This is a genomic window from Flavisolibacter ginsengiterrae DSM 18136 (genome assembly GCF_059568575.1).
Genome location: NZ_JCANTR010000020.1, coordinates 15187 through 39563 on the forward strand (window position 1 = coordinate 15187; position 24377 = coordinate 39563).

18 protein-coding genes are annotated in these 24377 nt (G+C 41.9%); 9 read left to right on the forward strand and 9 right to left on the reverse strand.

Annotation, left to right across the window (positions count from 1 at the left end; all coding sequences use genetic code 11):
• Nucleotides 1-37: 37 nt before the first annotated feature.
• The 4 genes from lysA to BP74_RS17425 all read right to left on the reverse strand — a co-directional run bounded on the left by lysA (nucleotide 38) and on the right by BP74_RS17425 (nucleotide 4150).
• Nucleotides 38-1252 (reverse strand): diaminopimelate decarboxylase, encoded by a 1215-nt coding sequence (gene lysA, locus BP74_RS17410; RefSeq protein ID WP_496376019.1) that lies wholly within the window; start codon nucleotides 1250-1252, stop codon nucleotides 38-40.
• A gap of 47 nt (nucleotides 1253-1299) precedes the next feature.
• Entirely contained in the window at nucleotides 1300-2259 is a 960-nt protein-coding gene (gene scpB, locus BP74_RS17415) for an SMC-Scp complex subunit ScpB (protein WP_496376021.1), read from the reverse strand.
• A 63-nt stretch (nucleotides 2260-2322) separates the two neighbouring features.
• Entirely contained in the window at nucleotides 2323-3204 is an 882-nt protein-coding gene (gene atpG, locus BP74_RS17420) for an ATP synthase F1 subunit gamma (protein WP_496376023.1), read from the reverse strand.
• Nucleotides 3205-3466: 262 nt separating this feature from the next.
• A complete protein-coding gene (locus BP74_RS17425; protein ID WP_496376025.1) occupies nucleotides 3467-4150 on the reverse strand; it encodes a hypothetical protein in 684 nt (227 codons plus the stop codon).
• A gap of 227 nt (nucleotides 4151-4377) precedes the next feature.
• On the opposite strand from BP74_RS17425, the gene secA reads away from it, so the two are divergent.
• Nucleotides 4378-7704 (forward strand): preprotein translocase subunit SecA, encoded by a 3327-nt coding sequence (gene secA / locus BP74_RS17430; RefSeq protein ID WP_496376027.1) that lies wholly within the window; start codon nucleotides 4378-4380, stop codon nucleotides 7702-7704.
• Between the two features lie 51 nt (nucleotides 7705-7755).
• Here the strand turns inward: secA and BP74_RS17435 are convergent, their stop codons facing one another.
• A complete protein-coding gene (locus BP74_RS17435; RefSeq protein WP_496376029.1) occupies nucleotides 7756-9060 on the reverse strand; it encodes an amidohydrolase family protein in 1305 nt (434 codons plus the stop codon).
• Nucleotides 9061-9110: 50 nt separating this feature from the next.
• On the reverse strand, nucleotides 9111-12158 hold the full coding sequence (locus BP74_RS17440; RefSeq protein WP_496376031.1) for an amidohydrolase family protein: 3048 nt from the start codon (nucleotides 12156-12158) through the stop codon (nucleotides 9111-9113).
• A gap of 67 nt (nucleotides 12159-12225) precedes the next feature.
• On the opposite strand from BP74_RS17440, the gene deoC reads away from it, so the two are divergent.
• The 6 genes from deoC (at nucleotide 12226) to BP74_RS17470 (ending at nucleotide 18819) form a co-directional block, all read left to right on the forward strand.
• Complete coding sequence (deoC, locus tag BP74_RS17445; RefSeq protein ID WP_496376033.1) at nucleotides 12226-12897, forward strand: deoxyribose-phosphate aldolase; 672 nt, start codon at nucleotides 12226-12228, stop codon at nucleotides 12895-12897.
• 54 nt (nucleotides 12898-12951) lie between these two features.
• Nucleotides 12952-13401, forward strand: a complete 450-nt coding sequence (locus BP74_RS17450) for an SPOR domain-containing protein (RefSeq protein ID WP_496376035.1) — start codon at nucleotides 12952-12954, stop codon at nucleotides 13399-13401.
• A gap of 58 nt (nucleotides 13402-13459) precedes the next feature.
• Nucleotides 13460-14647, forward strand: a complete 1188-nt coding sequence (locus tag BP74_RS17455; RefSeq protein ID WP_496376037.1) for a M20 metallopeptidase family protein — start codon at nucleotides 13460-13462, stop codon at nucleotides 14645-14647.
• A gap of 146 nt (nucleotides 14648-14793) precedes the next feature.
• A complete protein-coding gene (locus tag BP74_RS17460; protein ID WP_496376039.1) occupies nucleotides 14794-17127 on the forward strand; it encodes an NADP-dependent malic enzyme in 2334 nt (777 codons plus the stop codon).
• A 104-nt stretch (nucleotides 17128-17231) separates the two neighbouring features.
• Nucleotides 17232-17978 (forward strand): MlaE family ABC transporter permease, encoded by a 747-nt coding sequence (locus BP74_RS17465; RefSeq protein WP_496376041.1) that lies wholly within the window; start codon nucleotides 17232-17234, stop codon nucleotides 17976-17978.
• Complete coding sequence (locus BP74_RS17470; RefSeq protein WP_496376043.1) at nucleotides 17971-18819, forward strand: ABC transporter ATP-binding protein; 849 nt, start codon at nucleotides 17971-17973, stop codon at nucleotides 18817-18819. Before BP74_RS17465 ends, BP74_RS17470 begins: the two co-directional genes overlap by 8 nt.
• 11 nt (nucleotides 18820-18830) lie before the next feature.
• Here BP74_RS17470 and BP74_RS17475 read toward each other — a convergent pair whose 3' ends face one another.
• Nucleotides 18831-19325 carry a DinB family protein gene (locus tag BP74_RS17475; protein ID WP_496376045.1) on the reverse strand — a complete coding sequence of 165 codons (495 nt, stop codon included), beginning with the start codon at nucleotides 19323-19325 and terminating at the stop codon, nucleotides 18831-18833.
• 55 nt (nucleotides 19326-19380) lie between these two features.
• Between BP74_RS17475 and BP74_RS17480 the strand changes: the two genes are divergently transcribed.
• Together BP74_RS17480 and BP74_RS17485 are read left to right on the forward strand one after the other, a co-directional pair.
• Nucleotides 19381-20583, forward strand: a complete 1203-nt coding sequence (locus BP74_RS17480) for a trans-sulfuration enzyme family protein (protein WP_496376047.1) — start codon at nucleotides 19381-19383, stop codon at nucleotides 20581-20583.
• A 63-nt stretch (nucleotides 20584-20646) separates the two neighbouring features.
• Nucleotides 20647-21108, forward strand: coding sequence for a GNAT family N-acetyltransferase (locus tag BP74_RS17485; protein ID WP_496376049.1), 462 nt, complete (start codon nucleotides 20647-20649; stop codon nucleotides 21106-21108).
• Nucleotides 21109-21143: 35 nt separating this feature from the next.
• Here BP74_RS17485 and BP74_RS17490 read toward each other — a convergent pair whose 3' ends face one another.
• Entirely contained in the window at nucleotides 21144-22850 is a 1707-nt protein-coding gene (locus BP74_RS17490; RefSeq protein WP_496376051.1) for a T9SS type B sorting domain-containing protein, read from the reverse strand.
• 622 nt (nucleotides 22851-23472) lie between these two features.
• Nucleotides 23473-24363, reverse strand: a complete 891-nt coding sequence (gene fabD, locus BP74_RS17495; protein WP_496376053.1) for an ACP S-malonyltransferase — start codon at nucleotides 24361-24363, stop codon at nucleotides 23473-23475.
• Nucleotides 24364-24377: the final 14 nt, after the last annotated feature.

Consider the following 24377-nt stretch of genomic DNA (forward strand, 5'->3'; position numbering starts at 1 on the left):
AAAAGAAGATCCCGTTGATATCAACGGGATCTTCTTTTTATAGTACTTCAAGCTGGTTCTTCAGCAGGTCTTCAAATTCATCACGCTTACGTATCAGCAAGGCTTCTCCATCCTTTACCAACACTTCTGCAGGCTTTAGTCGGGAGTTAAAGTTGGACGACATTTCAAATCCATAAGCTCCTGCATTATAGAACACCAGGTAATCTCCTTCTCTCACTTCATTCAGCTTACGGTCCCAGGCGAAAGTATCCGTTTCACATATATTACCTACAACTGTATAAATCCGGGGGTTGCCAAAAGGATTGCTGATATTTTCTATCATATGGTAGGCCTCATACATCATAGGACGAATCAGGTGATTAAAGCCGCTGTTGACACCTACAAATACGGTGGCAGTTGTTTGTTTAATGACATTGCACCTGGTGATAAAATATCCGGCCTCACTTACTAAAAACTTTCCAGGCTCAAACCAGACTTCCAGCTGTCGGCCTTTTTCTTTGGTGTATTTTACAAAAGCTTCGCCCACTTTGGCACCAAGATCAAATACATCTGTGCGCACATCATCTTCGTGGTAGGGAACTTTAAATCCACTTCCCAGGTCAACAAATTTCAGGTCAGGAAAATGTTCAGCCACTTCAAACATTACTTCCAGCCCGGCAAGAAATACATTGACATCTTTAATATCACTGCCCGTATGCATGTGAATGCCGGTTACATGGAGGCCTGTGGTTTTTATGATGCGCTCTATATGACGCATCTGGTGTACCGAGATCCCGAATTTAGAATCTATATGACCGGTAGACATTTTGTAATGACCGCCCCCCATGATATGAGGATTGAAACGAATGCAAATGGGATAACTGCCCCCGAACTTATTTCCGAATTGTTCAAGGATAGAAATATTATCAATATTCAGGTTTACTCCAAGGTCCTTACCCTCTTCGATTTCTGCAAAATCAACACAATTAGGTGTGAACAATATTCTATCTGCAGTAAAACCGGCTTTCAAACCCAGCTTAACCTCATTGATACTTACACAATCCAGCCCAGCACCCAGGCTTTCCACATACTTTAAAACGTTGATATTGGTAAGTGCTTTACAGGCGTAAAAAAAACGGGCATGAGTATCCGAGAAAGCCTTTTCCAGCGTTTGATACTGTTCCTTTATTTTTTCAGCATGATATACATAGAGAGGCGTACCAAATTTTTCGGCCAGCTCAACTAACTGGGTATGTGTTAAACTATGGGTCATGATAAAACCTTGCAAATATTAGCGGTAATTAAAACTAAAAGGAATAATCAGCTCTTTTCTTCCTCTTCATCATTTTTTGAGGATTCATCTTCCGGGTTCGACTCATCTTCTGAATCTTCATCATCAACACCAGCTGCATTACCATCGGCAGGTTCATCAGCGGCCACTTCTTCTTCTACACTTTCCTCTATCTCCTCCTCATCCCCTTCTATAAATACTTCATCCGCAATATATTCTTCAATTGCTTCTTCTGTTGGTATGTCTTCAGTTGGCTGGTCAGTTTCTTCATTGGCTGTTTCTGAGTCCTGGACAAAACTATGGCCATTTACATGGTCTTCATTCTGCCCTTCTGCATCCTGTTCTGTACCAGGAACCACCAGTTCCCCATCTTCTGTAACCACCAGGTTATCACTGGTCTCAAAATCGGTGTGATGGACTATTGTTGGCTGCACTACCTGGTCCGCAAGGACCTCTTTTATTTTGGGAAGATCTTCCGGTGTGTTAATGCCAAAATAATCCATGAAGTTCTTAGAAGTAGCATAGACCAATGGATGGCCGGGAAGCTTTTCATTTCGACCTGTGATCACTATCAGTTCTTTTTCCAGGAGTTTTTGAACAGCATAATCGCTGCTTACGCCGCGAATAGCTTCAATTTCTCCTTTGGTCACCGGTTGTTTATAGGCAACTATAGCTAAAGTTTCCAGGGCAGCTGCAGACAAACGCTTCAGAAACTTTTCCCCGTTTAACTGCGCTACTGTCTTATGAAAATCTTTTTTGGTGAGAAATTGCCATCCACCCCCGCTTTGCCGAACTTCAAAAGGATAAAATTCTGAATTGTATTTCTCCACTATCCCTTCCAGTGAGGCATCAATTTGTTCCACTTCAATTTTGTCTTCCATAAAACCAAAAGCCTGGTTTACCAGGTCAGTGATCTCGACAGCAGTCAGCGGTTTATCGCTTGCAAAAATTAAAGCTTCTATATGAGGTATAAGATTGGAAATTTCCATTTTGTAGATATGCATTTAAAGTAACAGCTATGCAAAGTTTTTCTGCATACTGTCTACTTATTTCTAACCCTGTAAGGCTGCCGCTCCACTTACTATCTCGGTCAATTCAGTTGTAATAGCAGCTTGCCGCGCGCGGTTATAAGAAATTTTAAGCGAACGAAGGAGTTCATTTGCATTTTCGCTGGCCTTATCCATTGCTGTCATGCGGGCTCCATGTTCAGAAGCATTGGCATCCAGGACAGCCTTATATAATTGAGTATTCAGGATCTTAGGCATTAATTCCGCAATCAATTCTTCCTTATTAGGGTCAAATATGAAATCGGCCTTTGTGGCATTTGTTGTATTGACAATTTTAGGAATAGGCAGGAATTGCTCGGAAACAAAACGTTGCGTAGCAGCATTTTTAAATTCACTATAGATGATTTCCACCTTATCAAATTCCTTGTTCAGGTAGGCTTTCACAGCAGCCTGCGAGGCTTTTTGAACATTGTCAAAGGTCAGGTTCAGGAATATATCTTTATAGGTATCGGTAACGGTATAATTGTTCTTGACAAAATGCTCATACCCTTTTTTGCCAATGCTCCAGATGGTTACTCCACCTTTCGCCTGAAGCGTAGGATATTTTTCACGGATCAATTGTTTAGCCAATTTGATAACGTTGGCATTGTAAGCGCCGGCTAATCCGCGGTCAGAAGTAATAACGATCAACAGCACTTTTTCCACCGGCCTTTCTACGGCCAGGGTATTACCAGCTTCCACTTCAGTATTGCTAACAATATTGCTTAACATTTCCTGGAGCTTTTTGGCATATGGGCGCATTTGGATAATGGAATCCTGGGCGCGGCGCAATTTTGCGGCGCTCACCATCTTCATTGCCTTAGTGATCTGTTGAGTGCTTTGTACTGATTTGATGCGGTTACGTACTTCTTTTAACTGACCAGCCATGTCTTATTTATAATTTCTTAATTTGATAATTACCTTTTTTGCTGCTTCCTTCCCTGGTGACCTTAATTAAATCCTCTTGCTTCTACCTTTCTTTCGGCCCGCAAAAGTACGTTGCCGGGCTATAAATTCCATAAAACATAATGAAATTAGCCGAACTGATTCGTTAAAGCCTGGAAAAGCAGGAATTATCCATGTAACGATAGATTATAGCCAGTTTCAAAACTATATAGGTTTTTGCGGGTAATTGGCTAAGGAAGGTTCCCTAATTAACTAATTCAAACTCTCTCCTAAAACTGTAGCTGATCCAAATCCTGCCATTTTTGTCCCGTTTTTCTTCTTCCCGGGTAATTTCCATGCTTATAGGACCTGGCGTCAGCTCCCTGAGCATCGAAGCCGTGATCCTGAGTTTTCCATCTTCCACGGTGACCATTTCATTAAAATCATTTGTATCAAATGAGGTATCAACAAGGGATAACCTGATCACGGAAGGTTTTTGAGGGAAATTTTCAAGCTTTAATTGATATATCCCCTTATTAATGGAACCTGGCCAACCAGGCGAGGGATGAAAAGCATGAAATTCAAATGGAACTCTTATCATTTTAGTTCCGGTAGCTGAAAATTGAAGCAAATGAATGCCATCAAATCCTACGATAGGCTTTCTAAGATCGAAATATGGACCGGATAATTTTGCACTGTCGGCTTTTAGGGGCTCATGGTCTAGTTGCACAATGGCATTCTCACCTGGAAATATAACGGGGCCGTCAATACCACGGGAATGGAACTGAAGCAAACAATTGACACTATCATTTCCTTCTTCTCCCCAGATATTAAGGCTGTAGTATAAGGGGCCGGTTACAACAGGCTTTTCTTCTTTGTTTTCAGGATTGGTACAACTGGAAGAAAAAATGACCAGTAAAAAGAAATACAGAAATCCCGCCTGCCTCATGAATGCCCTTATTTTATTGTACAGAAAGCCGGAAAAGTACGCCAAACCCTCAATAAAAGTTTCGGCTTTGTTAACCTGATTTAGAGCACTGCAAATTGAATTATCTTTGACGGCTCTGTCAAAATGGCTTCTAAACTATATTAGCACCCTTTTTGACAAAAACAAATCTCTGTTTAGCAGGGAGTTATAGTTAGTTATAGTCGATAATTGAAATATCTATACAATTTATGATCGGTTTTTTATCTAAAATGTTCGGTGGCAGTAAGTCGGAAAAGGATGTTAAAGCCATACTGCCATTGGTAACAAAAGTTAACCAGGCCTTTGATTCTCTGAGATCTATAAGCAACGATGAATTACGAAATAAAACAACTGAGTTTCGCAAGCGCATCCAGGATCACCTTAAAGCGATCGATGACCAAATAGCTGAAACCAATAAAAGAGCTGAAGATCTGCCCTTTACTGACCTTGTAGGCAAGGATACTATTTACCAGGAAGTGGACAAACTGAAAAAAGAAAGGGACCAGAAAATAGAAGAAGCCCTGAAAGAGCTGTTGCCGGAAGCTTTTGCGGTGGTAAAAGAAACAGCCCGCCGTTTTAAAGAAAACACCGAAATAGAATCGGGAGTTACTGAACTGGACAGGCAACTAAGCGTAACCAGGGATTATATTAATATCAATGGTGATAAGGTTATTTATAAAAATACATGGACTGCAGGTGGTGGACAGATCACCTGGAATATGGTCCATTATGATGTCCAGTTAATTGGTGGTGCTGTATTGCACCAGGGTAAGATAGCCGAGATGGCAACGGGTGAGGGTAAAACATTGGTGTCTACTTTACCTGCCTACCTGAATGCATTGGCTGGTGAAGGCGTTCATATCGTTACAGTTAATGACTACCTGGCCCGTCGTGACAGTGAGTGGAACGGACCTATTTTCGAATGGTTAGGTCTAAGGGTGGATTGTATAGACAAACATCAACCTAATAGTGAAGAACGCAGGAACGCATACCTGGCCGATATTACCTATGGCACCAATAATGAATTTGGTTTTGACTACCTGAGGGATAACATGGTGCATACACCAGAGGAAATGGTGCAACGCAAACACCATTATGCCATGGTGGATGAGGTGGATAGTGTATTGATCGATGATGCACGTACGCCATTGATCATTTCCGGTCCCGTGCCAAAAGGTGATGACCAGCAATACCATATATTAAAGCCAAGGGTGCAGCAATTGGTAGAAGCCCAGGAAAGAATTGTAAGGCAAAACCTTAATGAAGCCAAGAAGAAATTCTCTGAAGGAGATGATGATCCTAAAAGTGGTGGATTGTATCTTTTCCGTGCCTATCGGGGTTTGCCAAAATATGGTCCCCTGATCAAGTTCCTGAGTGAACCAGGCATCAAGGTAAAAATGCAGAAAGCAGAGAACTTTTACCTGGCCGATCAACAACGCAATATGCATATTGTTGATGAAGAACTGCTCTTCCAGATTGATGAAAAAAACAAATCGGTTGATCTTACAGATAAGGGTATTGGAGCCATAACCAAGGCAGGAGAAGATCCGGAGTTTTTTGTCCTTCCCGATATTGGGGTCCGGCTGAGTGAAATAGAAGAAAGCGATCTTCCTGCCGATGAAAAGCTGCACCAGAAAGAAGCTATATTAAATGAATATTCTCAAAAAGCTGACCGTATACATTCTGTTCAGCAACTTTTGAAGTCTTATACGCTATTTGACAAAGACGTTGAATACGTAGTGATAGAAGGGCAGGTGAAGATCGTTGACGAACAGACTGGCCGTATCATGGAAGGTCGTCGTTACAGTGATGGTTTGCACCAGGCAATTGAAGCAAAGGAGAATGTGAAGATCGAAGCGGCCACTCAGACCTATGCCACCGTTACCCTGCAGAATTACTTCCGTATGTATCATAAGCTTGCCGGTATGACCGGTACTGCGGAAACGGAAGCAGCAGAATTATGGAGCATTTATAAGCTGGATGTGGTAACCATCCCAACCAATATTCCTGTTATCCGGAAGGATGAACAGGACCTGGTTTATAAAACCAAAAGAGAGAAATTTAAATCAGTTATAGACGAGATCGAAGAATTGCGGAATGCGGGTCGCCCCGTACTTGTAGGTACTACTTCAGTGGAGGTAAGTGAATTATTAAGCAGGATGCTTACCGCGAAAAAGATCCCTCATAATGTATTGAACGCTAAACAACATGCCCGTGAGGCACAAGTGGTTGCGGAAGCAGGTTTAGCCGGGGCCATTACCATAGCCACCAACATGGCTGGTCGTGGTACGGATATTAAGCTTGGGCCAGGCGTGAAAGAAGCAGGTGGTTTGGCCATCATTGGTACTGAGCGTCATGAGTCACGTAGGGTTGACCGCCAGTTGCGTGGTCGTGCAGGCCGCCAGGGAGACCCCGGAACATCGCAGTTCTATGTTTCATTGGAAGATGACCTGATGCGCATGTTTGGCAGTGAACGTATCGCTGGTTTGATGGATAAGTTTGGGTATAAGGAAGGTGAAGTGATCCAGCACAGCATGATCACTAAATCTATCGAGAGGGCGCAACGCAAGGTAGAAGAAAACAACTTCGGGATACGTAAGCGCTTGCTGGAATATGATGATGTGATGAACATGCAGCGTAACGCTATTTACCTGAAGCGCAACCACGCCTTGTTTGGAGATCGCCTGGCATTGGATATTGATAATGCATTTTCTGTAACTGCAGAAGATCTTGTCAGCAGCAACCGTGAACAGGATGATTATGAAGGCTTCAAACTTTCCTGCATAGTTAATTTCGGACTGGATACAAAGATCACCCATGAAGAGTTTAAAGGCAATGATGTAAACAGCCTTACTGATCATTTATATAATGAAGCCATAGAAGCTTACCAGGCACATAAGGAAGGCATCAGGAAACAGGCAGTCCCGGTCTTTAAGAATATTCGTCAATCGCAGGGACAACATATTGAAAACGTAGTAGTTCCTTTTACAGATGGAAAGAAAGGTATTAATGTATTAACCAATCTTGACAAAACTGTATCAACAGATGGCGAAGAATTATGTAGTGCAATGGAACGAAACATTACATTGGCGATTATTGACGATGCCTGGAAAGAACACCTTCGTGCCATGGATGATCTGAAGCAAAGCGTGCAAACAGTTTACCTGGAGCAGAAAGATCCATTGGTTATTTATAAGGTGGAAGCATACAACCTGTTCAAGCGCATGAGCAGCGAAGTAAACAGGGATATTGTTTCCTTCTTATGCCATGCCCAGTTACCTATACAGGAAGAAGCTCCTAATTTGAAAGAAGGCAGGCAGCAGAAAACCGATATGAGTAAGATGACTGCCAATAAAGAACAGATAGATGCAGCAGGAAGTGATTATGGGGCAAATGAAAATGACTATTTCGATCCTTCCGGTGATGTAGCAGTGAAGCAGGAACCTATTAAAGTAGGACCTAAGATCGGGCGTAATGACCCCTGCCCTTGTGGTAGCGGAAAGAAATATAAGAACTGCCACGGAAAAGAATCTTAATAAATATCATATTATATTGAAACAAAAGCCCCGCAATGCGGGGCTTTAACTTTAGAAATCTTTTAATCCATATTTTCTTTTGTATCGTTCATTCAATTGTTTGTGTTTATCCGTAAGGTCTATCTTACGACCCTGTATAAAAGCATCTGTAACCTGGCTGGTTCTCATATCAAGAATATCGCCATCGCTGATAATAATATTGGCATCCTTCCCCACCTCAATGCTGCCTGTCTTTTCAGCAACTCCCAATACTTTAGCTGCATTTAAGGTGATAGCTTGTAATGCTTCTTCCTTGGTGAGGCCATAGGCTGCTGAAGTACCTGCATTAAAAGGCAAATTCCTTCCACGGGTTTGTCCATCTTCATCTGAAATGGCAAATAAGACACCAGCCTTTTGTAAAGCAGCGGCAGTTTTATAAGGCTGATCTACATCATCATCACCAAGTGTTGGAAGACTGTGTGGAGTGCTCAATATAACAGATACATTATTTTGCTTCAATAGATCAGCGATCTGCCAGCTATCACTTCCACCAACGATCACCACATCGAAATTAAATTCTTTGACAAAATCCAGGGCTACCAACATTTGCTTTACCGTGTTGGCATGCACATATAACTTTTGGTTTTTATCAAAAAGATGTTGAACAGCTTCAAATTTGAGGTTAGTATTTGTATGCGCTGCCTGTTTATAATAAGCCCGGGCCTCCCGAAAAAAACTCTTTAATCCATCAACTTTTTCCAATCCTTCTTTAACAGGATCTTCTTCTGGTTGTTGTGGACCAGCACCACGGCCACGCCTTGGGCGAGCCATCAACGATGGCATATATACATGTAACCCTCCATCAGTTTTATAGGCTGCATCTTCATAGTTCCAGGCATCGAGTTGCACAACGGAAGACTGACCTGCTACAAAACTGCCTTCAGGCACTACATTAGCCAACAAAATACCATTTGATCGAAGGGTATTAATAACCTTTGAATCAGTGTTATACGCTACAATACTATGTATGTTTGGGTTCATTTCACCCAATTCCTGTACATCGTTTGAGGCGCGCACTGCTCCGATCTCCACAAGGCCCAGGTTACTAATGGGAAGGATCAATCCCGGGTAGACCTGTTTACCCTGTGCATTTACCTGGGTGGAACCCGGAGGTATAGATATGTTATTTCCTACCGCTGCTATTTTGCCATCAGTGAGGACAATGGTTGCATTATTCAATACCTGTCCGTTTCCCACATGTACAGTGGCATTGGTTATAACAGTGGAACCTGCCTGCTTTGGCGCAGGATAAACCGTTTCCTGGGCTTTGACTGAGAAGGAAAATAAAATGGTTATATAGATAAGTAACTTTTTCATTTGTTATGTTTTGAGTACTGCTTCTTGATTTTTTCTCAATGATACTATCATTAATTATCAACTTCATTGGCATCAATCACCAACAGGCCATGGTTATGCATATGATCGGAGCAGGAATGCATGATCTCATAACTTGGAATAGCCTGCTGCACAGGAGCTCCGCTTCTTTTCTCCCCTATCATTTTTTTCACCAGCCGGGCTCTTTCAGCATCTACCTGCTTTTGCAGCTGCTCATCCTTCACCCTGTCAAAATAAATAGTGCCATCAACAATAGTGTATTCGGATTTAGCATAAATACTTAATGGGTTATCACTCCATACTACTATGTCTCCATCTTTTCCAATTTTAAGGCTACCAACCTTATCTTCTACATGAAGCATTTTAGCAGGATTTAAAGTAACCATCTTCAAGGCCTCTTCTTCAGTTACACCACCATACTTAACGATCTTGGCTGCTTCCTGGTTCAGGCGCCTGGCCATTTCAGCATCATCGGAATTGATGGCTACATTCAGGCCAACCCTGCTCATAATTGCGGCATTATATGGAATGGCATCCTGCACTTCCATTTTATAGGCCCACCAGTCAGAGAATGTGGAAGCATTTGCTCCATGGGCTTTCATTTTATCCGCCACTTTATAACCCTCCAGTATATGGGTGAAAGTATTAACCTTATAACCCATTTTATCTGCTACTCTCATGGCACTGGTGATCTCACTTTGAACATAGGAATGGCAGGTGATAAAACGTTTATTATTTAATATTTCTACCAGCGCATCCAATTCCAAATCCCTCCTGGGAATAATGGTGCCTTTTTTATTCCTTGATGCTTCATACTCTTTCCACGCCCTTTCGTAATCTTTAGCACGGGTGAAGGCATCAGTTAGAACTTCTTCCACTCCCATTCTTGTATCGGGAAACCTGTTTTGCTGGCCTGCATTTGCCGGAGACCTTTTTACATTCTCCCCCAGGGCAAATTTGATAAAGGGTGCTGATCTTTTAAATTTCAGGTCTTCGTCATTTGCACCCCACCTCAACTTGATCAGTTGCGTTTGGCCGCCTATGGTATTTGCCGAGCCATGCAGTATATGTGATGTTGTAACACCGCCACTCAATTGCCTGTAAATATTGATGTCATCGGGATTTAAATTATCAGCTATGCGCACTTCAGATGATACACTCTGCCCCCCTTCATTAATGGAAGCTGCGGCAATGTGTGAATGTTCATCAATTATACCCGGGGTAACATGCTTTCCTGTACCATCAATTAGGTGGGCATCATTAGCCTGCAGGTTTTTACCCACAGCAGCTATCTTACCATTACGGATCAATACATCAGTATTTTGAAGTATACCGTCTTTTTCATTGGTCCAGACAGTTGCATTCTTCACTAAAATAGTTTCCTGCCTTGGCGCCTGTGCTTCTTCCCAGCCAAATGGCATAAAAGGGTAAGTCACCTTGCCTATTGGTCCTGAAGGACGCTTCCTTGCACTATCTGCTTTCTCCACCAGGGCACCAGAATAAAATGCAGTCCATGTGAAACGATTACCTGAACTATCCTCCCCTGTACCCGTCCATTGTGTGCCATTCACCATGCCACTTAACCGAAGATTATTATCCACTCTTCTTTCAGGGGCCACATTTATGCGCACCTGACGGCCATCAAAATAGAATTTTGAAGTGACCGTGTCTTTACCGATCAGGCTTGCGCTGGAAGGCGATTTAAAATCAAGGGTATAATTCACCGGGCCATTTAACGTGTTTAATACTAGCTTGTATTTTCCACGCATTTCATCATAAATATCATCCTTCACTCCATACTTTTTCCCCTGAATCCAGTTTTGTATGATCTGGGTTTTTTCATTGAAAACCGGCCCTGAAGTAATGATAAAGTTGGCCAGTTTCCCCGCCTCAAGGCTACCTACCTGGCTATACACTCCCAAGGCCGTAGCGGGAGTTTTGGTAAGGGCATTTAATGCTGCGTTTTCGGTTAACCCATATTGAAAGGCCAATCTCAGGTTCGCAATAAACTGTTTGGCATCCCGTAGATCGGCAGTAGTAAGACAAAAAGGAATCCCGGCTTTTTCAAGAGCGGCAGGGTTTGTGGGTGCCAGTTCCCAATGTTTCATATCACTGACTGATACAAACCTGGCATCGTTAGGGTCTTCCACATCAATGGCTTGGGGAAAATTAAGAGAGAGGATATAAGTGGCATTAGTTGATTTGACTTCCCTGATGCGCTGGTATTCGTTGCCTCCCCCTTTTATTATATATTGAACCCCAAATTCATCGCCGATCCTGTCTGCCCGCAGGTCATTCCATTTATCTCCTGCATCAAAGATCTGTGGTAATGACTGGTTATCCAACCAAGCCTGTAGGCTCAGGTTCAAACCTTCTCCTGCAGGCTTTTGCTTATACCATTGTGCATCCAGGAAAGTTTGACGCAATAAGGCAATCATGCCCATCATAGAACTGGGATAGCTTTGGGTGGATGTGCCTTTATTAAAAGAATAATTAGCTGAAGCTTTTTCTTTAATGATAGAAAAGTTTTCCTTATCATCTGCCAGGGTTACCATAGAACCGGTGCCACGTGCTATTCCATCCTTTACATGGGTGAGTACTGTACCAAACCCAATTTCTCTCAGGCTATTTGCCTTGTTTTCATCTTTGGAAAAAACTCTATAGGCATCTACTTCACTTTTAATGGCCTGGTTCCAGCCATATGCTCCCTTGGTAGCAGAATTAAATTGAGAAGCACCAAAAAAATTAAACCCAGCTCCACTTGCTTGCTGGGCAGGCATGCCATAATCTGAATAGATATCAATAAAGGATGGATAGATATATCTACCCTTACAATCTATTGCAACAGCATCCTGTGGAATTTTGATATCCTTTCCAACTGCTACAATTTTCCCATCCTTTATGATCATGGTTGCGTTGGGAATTGTTGTGGAAGGATCTTTCACAATTGTTGCGTTGGTAAATACGTAATAGCCACTTCGTTCATCGGCTACACCGTTTACCGGGAAACTGGTTTGCGCATGCAGCACAATACCAATTAATAATGTGCATGAAAGTAAAAAGCAGTGTGCTTTTCTCATGTTGGGTAAAATTTAAATTACTTTGTTGTGGATAAATTCAAAAGTTCTAAAAATAAATACTTTTTATATGAACATTGCACAATTTATAGATCACACCATTCTGAAACCAACTACAACACTTGCTGAAATTGAAAAGGTATGCGAGGAAGCAATGGAATATGGCTTTGCGGCTGTATGTGTGCCGCCTTATTATGTAAGGGATGCAAGCCAGGTGCTGCAAAAGAAGAAAGTAAAATTAGCTACTGTGATCGGGTTTCCCTTCGGATATAGCCATTATAAAGCTAAACGCAAAGAAATTAAAGAGGCTTTAAAGGATGGAGCCGAAGAATTGGATATGGTGATGAATATAGCTGCTTTCAAAAGCAATGACATAGCCTACCTGGAAAAGGAGATGGAAGAGATCAGCACTGTGATCAAAGAAAATGGTGCTGTTCTCAAACTGATCATCGAAAGCGGTATACTGTCCAACGAGGAGGTTATAAAATGCTGTGAACTTTACAAACATTTTCCCATCAACTTTTTGAAAACTTCTACCGGCTATGCTGATAAAGGAGCTTCCGTGGAAGCAGTAGAGATCATGCGGAAGCATTTACCTGAAACCATCCAGATCAAAGCCAGTGGTGGTATCAGGACATATGAATTTGCAAAGCAACTGGTTGATGCAGGGGCTACCCGTTTGGGCTGTAGTGCAGGTGTTGCCATAGTCAATGGCGAAAAGGTATCAGAAGGCGGCTATTAACAATAAAGAAACAAAGTTGGAACTATTTTTGGTTATTGCTTAATTATGCCCATCATGAAAAGTCTTCTCCTACTGGCCGGAATTTTAAGTTTCAATTTTGTGATTGCGCAGGTGAATGCTTATCCTGATACCAATTCAGTAGTTATACATAAAGATGCAAGGATAGATGCCCTTGCTAAAAAACAGGCGGCTTTAAATGCAGCGATCAAAAAAGCCTCTGCACGTTCCATGCACGGCTATCGGTTACTGGTAATTAATACCAACAAACGTAATGAAGCTATTGATGCCAAAACAAAGATCTATACCTATTTCCCTGAGCTAAAGGCCTACCTCATTTACCAGACCCCTTATTTCAAATTAAAAGCCGGTAATTTCAGAACACGTGATGAAGCTGACCGCTACAGGAAAAATTTAAATGCCGTTTTTCCTAAAGGCGTATATATTATCAATGACACCATTGAGATAACTCCTGAGAAAGATAACACTGACTCAAAAGATATGTAATTATCACCTTCATTCCTGTTTCAGCTAAATAACTGACTTTTGCACATCAGTTATTACCATGCTTATACAAAAGATCAAAGACTTAGCTAAGGACCTGGCTCCTGAATTTATTGAGATCAGGCATCACCTGCATGCCCATCCTGAATTAAGTTACCAGGAATTTGAAACTTCCAGATTTGTACAGGAAAAACTTACCTCTTATAATATACCCTTCCAGGTAAAGGCCAACACAGGGGTCATTGGTATAATAGAAGGTAAAAACCCTTCTTCAAGGGTCATTGCCTTACGGGGTGATATGGACGCTCTTCCTATCGTTGAAGAAAATGACATACCCTACAAATCTACAAAGCCGGGAATTATGCATGCCTGTGGACACGATGTACATACTACCTGCCTGCTGGGGGCATCAAAAATATTATCGCAAACAAAAGACGAATGGGAAGGAACCGTCAAATTGATCTTCCAACCCGGCGAGGAAAAGAATCCCGGGGGTGCCAGTCTCCTTATCAAAGAGAAAGTTCTTGAAAGTCCAAAGCCTGAGGCCATATTTGCCCTGCATGTCAATCCACAGCTAGAGGTTGGCAATCTTAGTTTCAGGGCAGGCAAGGTGATGGCAAGCGCGGATGAGATCTATATGACCATCAGGAGTAAAGGCGGTCATGCTGCCGCTCCTCACCTTACTGCTGATACCATTTTAATTGCCAGCCATTTGATTGTGGCATTGCAACAAGTCATCAGCCGGAATTGCGACCCCTTATCTCCTTCTGTACTTTCCATCACTTCTTTCCAGGGTGGATACACAACCAATGTTATTCCTTCTGAAGTGAAATTGATGGGAACATTCAGGGCAATGGATGAAAAATGGCGCTTTAAGGCACACGATATCATCAGGAAATTGTCTACTGAACTGGTACATTCCATGGGCGCGGAGATCGACGTGCATATAGATGTAGGTTATCCAACTGTATATAATAATGAAGACCTAAACAACAGTGCCCGGAAAATAGCAGAATCTTATTTAGGGGCTGAAAAGGTTGGAGAAACAGAAATAAGAATGGGAGCTGAAGATTTTGGTTACTATTCACAACAGATACCGGGCTGTTTTTTCCGGCTGGGTACTGCCAATGCAGCCAAAGGAATAATTTCCGGCGTTCATACTCCAAAGTTTAATATTGATGAAAGCGCCATAGAAACAGGGATAGGTATTATGGCAACCCTTGGCGCAACAGCCTCTTTCCAGAGTTAATTATAGTACATTACTTTTGCCAGATTCAGTTACCCGTCAATTGGTCTTTGTACCAGTTGCCAGGTCAATTTGAAACGTAACTGAACTGGTAAAAGTGAAAAAATATAACTGTTCGCTTTTCCTTTTTTGATTGCCAAAAGAAAATTATGCAGAGAGATTTAAGAAAAGAAGAAGCATTACGCTACCATTCTAAAGGAAAACCAGGTAAAATAGAAGTAGTACCTACCAAGGAAGCTAAAACCCAAAGGGATCTATCACTGGCCTACTCTCCGGGAGTGGCTGAACCTTGCAAGGAAATTGCAGCTAACAAAGAAGATGTATATAAATATACAGCCAAGGGCAACCTGGTAGCTGTGATCAGTAATGGCACTGCCGTCCTTGGCCTGGGAGATATTGGTCCAGAAGCCAGCAAACCTGTGATGGAAGGCAAGGGAGTGCTTTTCAAAATATTCGCAGATATAGATGTTTTTGATATTGAGATCAATGAAAAAGACCCTGAGAAATTTGTACAGATAGTAAAAGCCCTTGAGCCCACATTTGGTGGTATCAACCTTGAGGATATCAAAGCACCTGAATGCTTTTACATAGAAAAGAAATTACGTGAGCAACTGACCATACCCGTGATGCATGATGACCAGCACGGGACTGCCATCATCAGTGCGGCGGCTTTATTAAATGCCTTACAGATACAGAAAAAGAAAATAGACAAGGTGAGATTCGTGGTCAATGGGGCTGGTGCAGCTGCCATGGCCTGCATCCAGTTGTATGTTTCCCTGGGAGCAAAGCCAGAAAACTTTTACGTATTTGACAGGAAAGGTGTTTTGCATTTCGGCCGGACCGACCTGGAAGAATTCAAAAAGAAATTTGCCAATGCCAAAGAAGAATTATCCCTTGATAAGGCATTGAAAGATGCGGATGTATTTGTTGGATTAAGTGTAGGAAATGTGGTGAATGGAGATATGATCAAGGCGATGGCAAAGAATCCTATTGTTTTTGCCATGGCCAATCCCGACCCGGAGATCAGTTGGGAGGAAGCTACCAGTGCCAGAAAGGATGTGATCATGGCTACGGGCAGAAGTGATTATCCCAACCAGGTAAATAATGTTTTAGGCTTTCCCTACATATTCCGCGGTGCCCTGGATGTAAGGGCCACGCAGATCAATGAGGCTATGAAGCTGGCCGCAGTTAAAGCACTGGCCGAAATGGCACAATCTCCTGTGCCGGACATTGTGAATCTTGCCTATAATGAAAAGACCATTATGTTCGGACCTGAATATATTATTCCTAAACCTCTTGATCCCCGCTTATTATCGGTGGTAGCACCGGCAGTGGCCAAAGCTGCAATGGAAAGTGGGGTCGCATCAAAACCCATTACAGACTGGGAAGCCTATACCAATGATCTGAACCGCAGGTTAGGGTTGGATAACCAGGTAATGAGAATACTTGGCAATAAAGCAAGGCGTGACCCAAGACGCATCGTATTTGCTGAAGCGGAAAATGTCAAGATCCTGAAGGCTGCTCAAATTGTTATTGATGAAGGCATAGGATATCCTATTCTTTTAGGTGATGAGAATAAGATCCGGATCATTGCGCAAGCTAATGGAATAGACCTCGAAGGTTTACCGATTTATGATCCAAGAAGCGATGCCATGGAAGAAAAACGTAATAAATACGCTGAACTTTTCTTCCAGAAGCGTCAACGCAAAGGATTCAATTACTATGAATCCAAAAAGATCATGAAGGATCGTAATTATTTTGGATGCATGATGGTGGAGACAGGCGATGCAGATGCCATGATCTCAGGGCTTTCAAAAAATTACCCGGATACGATACGGCCAGCCATACAGTGTATTGGTATTGAAGAAGGCACCAAACGCATAGCGGGCATGTACCTGATGCTTACCAAAAGGGGACCATTATTCCTAGGTGACACAACGGTGAACTTTAACCCTACCGCCGAGGAATTAGCGGAGATTACCTTACTGGTAGCCAGGGAAATGAGGCATTTTAATATAATACCAAGGATTGCTATGCTTAGCTATTCCAATTTTGGCAGCAGCAACTCTCCTGAGGCGCACCTGGTAGCCAAAGCAAGGGCTTTGGTGAAACAACAAATGCCTAATTTGATTGTTGATGGTGAAATGCAGGCAAGTGTGGCTTTCAATAATAATTTATTAAAGGAAAATTATCCATTCAGCGAACTGGTTGATAAAGATGTCAATACCCTGATCTTCCCCAACCTGGCCTCAGGTAATATTGCGTATAACCTTTTAAAGGAAGTTGGAGCAGCGGATGCTATTGGCCCGATTTTATTAGGTTTGAAGAAGCCGGTGCATATCCTTCAATTGGGGAGCTCTGTTCGTAATATCGTTAATATGGCAATGATAGCAGTAGTGGATGCCCAATTGAAAAGCCAGGCGGAAACGGAAGAATTGATCAGGAAATCTCCCTGGTGGAAAAGATTTAAGAAGAAAAGCTAGTGGGAATAAAGTTCCGGTCGATCAAGAGAGCTGTTTTGAGCTTTGAATATTAATGTATAAGTTGCTTACCAGTTCATCTGCCGGCACATAATAACAATTTGGCTATGGGTTTTTTCAGCGAGATCGGGAAATATTTATTGATGATCAAAGGCATGTTTTCCAAACCGGAAAACTGGAGGATGTATTGGAAGGAATTCATGCACCAATGCTCGGAGATCGGAATGGGCTCATTGTGGATCGTAGTGATCATTTCCGTATTCATGGGAGCGGTATCTACGGTTCAGACAGCCTACCAGCTTACCAATCCTTTAATTCCCAAGTTTACTATAGCCCAGGTGGTTCGTGATACCGTGATCCTGGAATTTGCACCTACACTTGTATCCATTGTATTGGCTGGTGTAGTAGGCAGTAAGATAGCAGGTGAACTAGGCAATATGCGGGTTTCAGAACAAATTGATGCCCTGGAAATAATGGGCATTAACACAAAAGCTTACCTGGTACTCCCAAAGATCCTTGCCGCTTTAGTGGTCATTCCTATGCTGATAGTGATCGCTGCCATGCTTGGTATTTGGGGTGGAAAATTGGCAGGTACAATGTCAGGTATCATATCATCAGACGAATTCAACAAAGGCTTATTTGCAGGCTTTATACCTTATAATGTATTTTTTGCCATGGCGAAAGCCTACACTTTCGCCTTCCTCATTTCAAGCATACCAGCATATTATGGATATAATGTGAAGGGGGGTGCCCTTGAAATTGGCCGGGCCAGTACCAAGGCGGTTGTAGTTACCTGTGTTGCTGTGCTATTTGCTGATTATTTCCTTGCAGCCATATTATTGAAAAATGATTGAGGTAAAAAATTTAGGAAAAGGCTTTGCGGGCAAGACCATTCTGAAGGATGTTAATGTGAACATGTTGCCCGGACAATGCAACCTGATTATTGGTAGCAGTGGAAGTGGTAAAACTGTTTTCATGAAATGCCTTGTCGGACTGTTTCAACCGGATAATGGGGACATCCTGTACGATGGGAAGAACTTCACTAAAATGTCCGTAGAGCAAAAAAAGGAAGTGAGGAAAGAAATAGGCATGCTTTTCCAGGGTTCAGCACTTTTTAGCAGTATGACAGTAGAAGAAAATATCATTTTCCCTCTCGATATGTTTACCCGTGATACCAGAAAACAAAAAATGGACAGGGTAAACGAGGTATTAAAGAGGGTGAACCTGGAAGGTGCCAATAAAAAATTCCCTGCAGAATTGAGTGGCGGTATGATGAAACGGGTAGGTATTGCAAGAGCAATCGTGCTCAATCCAAAATACCTTTTTGTAGATGAACCCAATTCGGGTCTTGACCCCCAGACATCCGGGCTGATAGACCAGTTGATCAAAGAGATAACAGAAGAATATAAGATCACCACCATTGTTAATACCCATGACATGAACAGCGTGATGGAAATTGGAGATCATATTATTTACATGTACCAGGGTGAAAAAGAATGGGAAGGAAATAATAAAGAAATCATCTTCAGTAAAAATCAGCGACTGAATGATTTCATATTTGCTTCAGAATTCCTGCGCGATGCCAAGGATATGCGCATGCTGGAAGAAACAGGTAAAATTGCCAATGACAGGAACATGGAAGATCTCACCCATGACGATGCGCCAGAATTAGTGCCACCTCCCGATAACAAATAGCTATCAATGATTCAACGGTTTTTCCTTGTCCAGACTATATAATCTGTTTGGGGTATCTTATCAACGCCTAACTGCCTTAATATTGTTACCAACTGCCCCCTGTGATAGGTACCATGATTAAATACATGTACCAACACCTGGTAAACCGGTTGCTTAAATTGCTCCTTCTTTGAATTCATATAAATGAATTCATGCTGAAACATATGTTCCTGCGAATTGGTGATCCATTCTGTCCATTGCCTGTTTTGTTGCAAGAGCTGGTAAGCTGCTGCTTTAAAATTTCCGTTGAACGTTTCCGAGGGCACTATGATCCTTTCACTCAACTTCAACCTTTGCCACCAAATAGATTCCGAATCCCACATATGAACAGATGTCTTTAAAAGACTATTAAAGCTGCTTGCCACTGTTTGCGTTTGTTTTTCTTCCGGCAACTGCTGAATGAGATCTATTAATTGTTGATTAGCCCAGGTGTTGTATCCTGAGAGTTGAAGTAATAGCTCTTTCATTTCTTTATTTGTAAATACATTTGATAACGCGAATTAACAAAATCAAAAGCAGCTAATGGATAAAAACTTCCCTTTGAAAGGATTTGGCTCAGCATCCGTGCATGCAGGCCATCACCCTGAACCTCTTCATGCCCATCAAACTCCAATATATGCCTCAAGCACATTCATATTTGACACTGCGGAGCAGGGAATGAAACGCTTCAGTGGCGAAGAGCCAGGGTATATATATTCACGATGGGGTAATCCTACCATGACAGAAGCTGCAGATAGAATAGCAGCGCTGGAGACATTTGGGCTGGATCTTGAAGTGATGGGAATCCTGCATGCTTCAGGCATGGCAGCTATTTCCACATTATTATTTTCCAATTTAAAATCTGGCGATAAGGTCCTCTCCCATTATTCATTGTATGGAGGTTCAAATGAGATACTTTTTAAAATATTACCGGAATTAAATATTGAACCTATTATTGTTGACCTTAGAAAGCTAGACGAAGTAGAAGATGTGCTGAAAAAGAACAGGGATATCAAATTAATGTACCTGGAGACCCCTGCCAATCCAACTATCCAGTGTGTGGATATTGAAGCCCTCAGTAAATTGGGCAAACAATACAATCTTATAGTTGCCTGTGATAATACTTTTGCCACGCCCTACCTGCAACAACCATTCAAATTTGATGTGGATTTTGTTGTGCATTCAACCACCAAATTCCTAAATGGTCACGGCACTGCCATAGGTGGCGTACTTATAGGCAGAGATATCGAATTTATGAAGACAAAGGCCACCAAAGTACATCGTTTGCTTGGAGGCAATTCAAATGGGTTTGATGCTTTCCTGTTGATACAGGGCATAAAAACACTAGAGATCCGAATGGACAGGCATTGCAGTAATGCCATGGAAATAGCCCAATATTTAGAGAATCATAGTGCTGTTGCCAAAGTCAATTATTCCGGCCTCGCTTCTCACCCTGACCATAATGTAGCTTTAAAACAAATGCGCCATCCCGGAGCCATGCTTAGTTTTGAATTAAAGTCAGGATTACAGGGAGGAATAGACTTTATGAATAAGTTGAAAATGTGTGTAAGAACTGTTTCCTTAGGCACTGTTGATACCTTGCTTTCTCATCCCGCTTCTATGACACATTACAGTGTTCCCAAAGAACAAAGAGAAAAATATGGTATTACAGATGGCCTGATCAGGATGAACGTGGGCATTGAGAACCTGCAGGATATTTTAGCTGATTTGGAGCAATCCTTATAATTTTTTGATTTTCCGGGTAGTGTAAGCGTTCGTAATAATAATATTTTCGCGCAAAAATCTCCTATGATTGTAAAGATTCGTGAGGCTGTAAAAGAAGATTGTCCAAGGATACTTCAATTGGTGAAGGAATTGGCGGTTTTTGAAAAGGCTCCCGACGAGGTGACAGTTTCCTATGAGCATTTTGAAAATAGCGGCTTTGGAGCCCAGCCTGTCTGGTGGGCCTTTGTAGCAGAAGTTGATGGAGAGGTTCAGGGCTTTGCATTGTTTTATATAAGATTCAGCACCTGGAAGGGACAGCGTATGTACCTCGAAGATCTCCTGGTCACTGAGTCAATGAGAGGTAAAGGATTGGGGAAATTGTTATTCGATGAATTGCTCGCTGAAGCCAGGAGAAGAAATCTGCAGGGTATTCAATGGCAGGTATTGGAATGGAATGTTCCTGCTATCAATTTCTATAAAAAGTACCAGGCTAGTTTCGATCCTGAATGGATTAATTGCGGAATCAGTTTTAATGAGAAAAAGTAATTGTTTTCTTAGTTATTCTCTATTCCTGAGTTAAATCACCTGATCAATACAGTGGTCCCTCTCTGTACAATTTTCTTTTTAGTGGCATCATTATATTCCAGCGTCCAAATATATGTATCCATGGGTTGGTTTTCATTCCTGAATGTGCCATTCCATTTACGGGTCCAGTCGCGGGTTTCAAAAAGCAAATAGCCAAACCTGTTATAAACACGGAAAAGTAAATTTGTTGCCTTGTAGGCATTCAGAGGCGATAATTCATCATTCAACCCATCTCCATTGGGAGTAAATGCATTAGGCACAGCGATATAACAATTTGCTGCAACTTTTAAATATTGCCGTGTGGTAGCAGAACAACCGGCTGTATCTGTAACGCTTAATGTTATAGGAATTGGGGCTGAGCCGGGTGTTATTATATATTTTTGAAATGTTGGAGTCGAGTCTGAACTGGCGTTTCCATTACCAAAGTCCCAGTGCCATTCAATAATCTTTCCCGCGCTTTTATCTGTAAACAAAGCAGAATCCAATGGTGGACACAAATAACCTTCACCCCCGAAAGAAGCATTTACAGCAATTGTATTGATCACTTTCACTACTATTTCTCCTTCAGCAATGCAGCCGGTTTGATCGGATATTTTTACCGTATAGTTGGTAGAAACGGGAGGAGAAACCAAAGGTTCTGCCCTATGAATTCCTGATATATCAGTTGTGGGTGTCCATGAGTAGCTGTCGCCACCTTCGGCATGTAATTTCACCAATTCGCCTTTGCATATGGAATGATCAGGACCCACCACCAGGTGGGGACCAATCACAATCACATGTGTACTGTCAGTAACTTTGCATCCACCCAAAGTCTTTGCTTCCACGTAGTACATACCACTGTCTGCAAAAGTTATTTTTGGAATATGGGCAAATGGTGAATTATCATAAAAGCCATTCGGACCATGCCATTCATATGTTGCTGCTAATACCGGTTTGAATACCAGGTTGTCACCCACGCAAACTGGTGAATTGGCCTCCAGGGAATGTATTTCAGGCAAACCATCAACTGCAACTCTTTTCACATTTGATACAACACTGCAGTTGGTATTACCAATATGCGAAGCTTCTGATGCCCGCAAACGAAAAAGAAATGTATCAGCAACTGAAAATGTTTTTGTGTATGTTATGCTTGTAGCCCCGGGAATATCCGTCCAGTTAATTCCATCATCTGTACTTTGTTGCCATTGCACCGCTGTATTGGCATAGTATGGATCAACTTTGCCAGTAAGTGTTATTGATTTATTATCCTGGAAGCAAACATTGCTCACCAATGTCTCAGGGGGTTGGTGTTCAAATGATATGGTTACATTAGGACCAAGAGGTGTTACTGTAATATCATCAACCGCAAAATCATCTCCGCAATCCGGACCTACTATGCCATCGTACGAAATATCCATAATTTTTACAACCAGGTTGTCCTGGCCTGGCGGCATGACAAAATTAAAGCCGTATTCAGTAAACGTGGTTCTAACGGTATCAGCATAACCCAATTCATCTGAGGTATAATATTGTAATAGCTGGCCAGTTTCAGTTTCCAGGCTAAAATAAAATTTAGGAAAATGGGGGGTGCATTTCCGCTCTTTATCAATATTGACAAATGATGCGGAAAACCTGTATGGTCCACCTGCACATAATGACTTTCGCACTGTATCTCTAAACAATAATCTTGGATGCGTTGCCTCATCGTCATTGATTATCATCATACAACCAAATTCTATATTAGGCGTATGGTCTTTTGAGAGGGGTATCCATGTATCATCAGAACAGCCTTTCACATTGATTCTCCTTACAACAGTATAGTATCCAGGAGGTGGGCAGAGATTAGTTGTATATAAAAATGAAGTTCTGCCAGGGGATAATGGCGCCCCTATTGTATTTGGGTCCTCATTGCCTTTACCAAAATTTACATTTAAAACCGGGTCACCGAAACCATTTCCTGATGTAAATTGGGCATTCGCGCGATGATTTATCAGGCAGCTCAAAAAAATATAAACCGGTAACTGGATGAAGTATATTTTAATTTGATGTATCACATTTCAGATAATATCAAATTGATTGAATGTTTATTAGAGGTGGTCGTATCTAATAAACCCTGAAGGCTTCCAGTGGCACCAATTTTCCCTTTCTTAAAATACGAAATATTTAGGTAAAGTGTTGTTCGGATTTACTGTTCCTGCTGAGGTAATATCTATTTGAAAATGGAAGAGCGCCTGAAACGAAGTATTAATTACTGACTATACAAACAATTAGGATATTGTAACATTTAAAAAAAATGAGGATGCCCTTAACAGACATCCTCTTCCACTTTTTATTTTCTTTATAAATTTAACTTACCGATTCTGCGCTTACTTCTTTATTAATCTTTAGTATCAGCCCCTGCAGAACTTTACCGGGACCTATTTCAGTAAATTTAGACACACCGTCAGCGATCATGGCCTGCACACATTGCGTCCATTTAACCGCCCCGGTTAATTGGTCAATTAAGTTTTGTTTGATCTCGTCCTTATTAATCACCCCTTTAGCTACCACATTCTGGTAAACAGGGCATGAAGGCGTATGGAAGGTTGTAGATTCAATGGCCTGTTGCAGTTCTTTCCGGGCTGGCTCCATCAATGGCGAATGAAATGCGCCACCAACAGGCAGAACCATAGCACGTTTAGCTCCTGCAGACTTTAGCCTTTCACAGGCGATATCAATTCCCTTCAGACTTCCGGAAATAACCAACTGACCAGGGCAATTATAATTTGCAGGCACAACAACCTCCCCGGACTCTGATTGTACATCTTTACAGATCTCTTCTACCTGGTGATCTGGCAAGCCAAGAACAGCTGCCATGGTGGAAGGATTCAGTTCACAGGCTTTTTGCATGGCCTGGGCCCGAAGGCTTACCAGCAACAAACCACTTTCCAGGCTTAAGGTTCCATTAGCTACCAAAGCAGAAAACTCACCCAGTGAGTGGCCGGCAACGGCATCTGGCCTTAAGTTCTCAATTCCTTTAAAGGCAATTATGGAATGCAGGAAAATTGCAGGCTGGGTGATCCTGGTCTGCTTTAATTCTTCGTCGCTGCCGTTGAACATTACATCTGATATTCTAAAACCTAATATTTCATTTGCCTGCTCGAAAATCTTTTTAGCAAATGAACTGTTATCATAATGAGACTTTCCCATTCCCGGGAACTGGGCTCCCTGGCCGGGAAATACAAATGCATGTTTCATGTGGCAAGTTTACT

What these genes read in the sequence shown, in the direction of transcription:
- lysA (WP_496376019.1), bottom strand. Translation starts at nt 1,252, where the DNA reads ATGACCCATAGTTTAACACATACCCAGTTAGTTGAGCTGGCCGAAAAA.
- scpB (WP_496376021.1), bottom strand. Translation starts at nt 2,259, where the DNA reads ATGGAAATTTCCAATCTTATACCTCATATAGAAGCTTTAATTTTTGCA.
- atpG (WP_496376023.1), bottom strand. Translation starts at nt 3,204, where the DNA reads ATGGCTGGTCAGTTAAAAGAAGTACGTAACCGCATCAAATCAGTACAA.
- BP74_RS17425 (WP_496376025.1), bottom strand. Translation starts at nt 4,150, where the DNA reads ATGAGGCAGGCGGGATTTCTGTATTTCTTTTTACTGGTCATTTTTTCT.
- secA (WP_496376027.1), top strand. Translation starts at nt 4,378, where the DNA reads ATGATCGGTTTTTTATCTAAAATGTTCGGTGGCAGTAAGTCGGAAAAG.
- BP74_RS17435 (WP_496376029.1), bottom strand. Translation starts at nt 9,060, where the DNA reads ATGAAAAAGTTACTTATCTATATAACCATTTTATTTTCCTTCTCAGTC.
- BP74_RS17440 (WP_496376031.1), bottom strand. Translation starts at nt 12,158, where the DNA reads ATGAGAAAAGCACACTGCTTTTTACTTTCATGCACATTATTAATTGGT.
- deoC (WP_496376033.1), top strand. Translation starts at nt 12,226, where the DNA reads ATGAACATTGCACAATTTATAGATCACACCATTCTGAAACCAACTACA.
- BP74_RS17450 (WP_496376035.1), top strand. Translation starts at nt 12,952, where the DNA reads ATGAAAAGTCTTCTCCTACTGGCCGGAATTTTAAGTTTCAATTTTGTG.
- BP74_RS17455 (WP_496376037.1), top strand. Translation starts at nt 13,460, where the DNA reads ATGCTTATACAAAAGATCAAAGACTTAGCTAAGGACCTGGCTCCTGAA.
- BP74_RS17460 (WP_496376039.1), top strand. Translation starts at nt 14,794, where the DNA reads ATGCAGAGAGATTTAAGAAAAGAAGAAGCATTACGCTACCATTCTAAA.
- BP74_RS17465 (WP_496376041.1), top strand. Translation starts at nt 17,232, where the DNA reads ATGGGTTTTTTCAGCGAGATCGGGAAATATTTATTGATGATCAAAGGC.
- BP74_RS17470 (WP_496376043.1), top strand. Translation starts at nt 17,971, where the DNA reads ATGATTGAGGTAAAAAATTTAGGAAAAGGCTTTGCGGGCAAGACCATT.
- BP74_RS17475 (WP_496376045.1), bottom strand. Translation starts at nt 19,325, where the DNA reads ATGAAAGAGCTATTACTTCAACTCTCAGGATACAACACCTGGGCTAAT.
- BP74_RS17480 (WP_496376047.1), top strand. Translation starts at nt 19,381, where the DNA reads ATGGATAAAAACTTCCCTTTGAAAGGATTTGGCTCAGCATCCGTGCAT.
- BP74_RS17485 (WP_496376049.1), top strand. Translation starts at nt 20,647, where the DNA reads ATGATTGTAAAGATTCGTGAGGCTGTAAAAGAAGATTGTCCAAGGATA.
- BP74_RS17490 (WP_496376051.1), bottom strand. Translation starts at nt 22,850, where the DNA reads ATGATGATAATCAATGACGATGAGGCAACGCATCCAAGATTATTGTTT.
- fabD (WP_496376053.1), bottom strand. Translation starts at nt 24,363, where the DNA reads ATGAAACATGCATTTGTATTTCCCGGCCAGGGAGCCCAGTTCCCGGGA.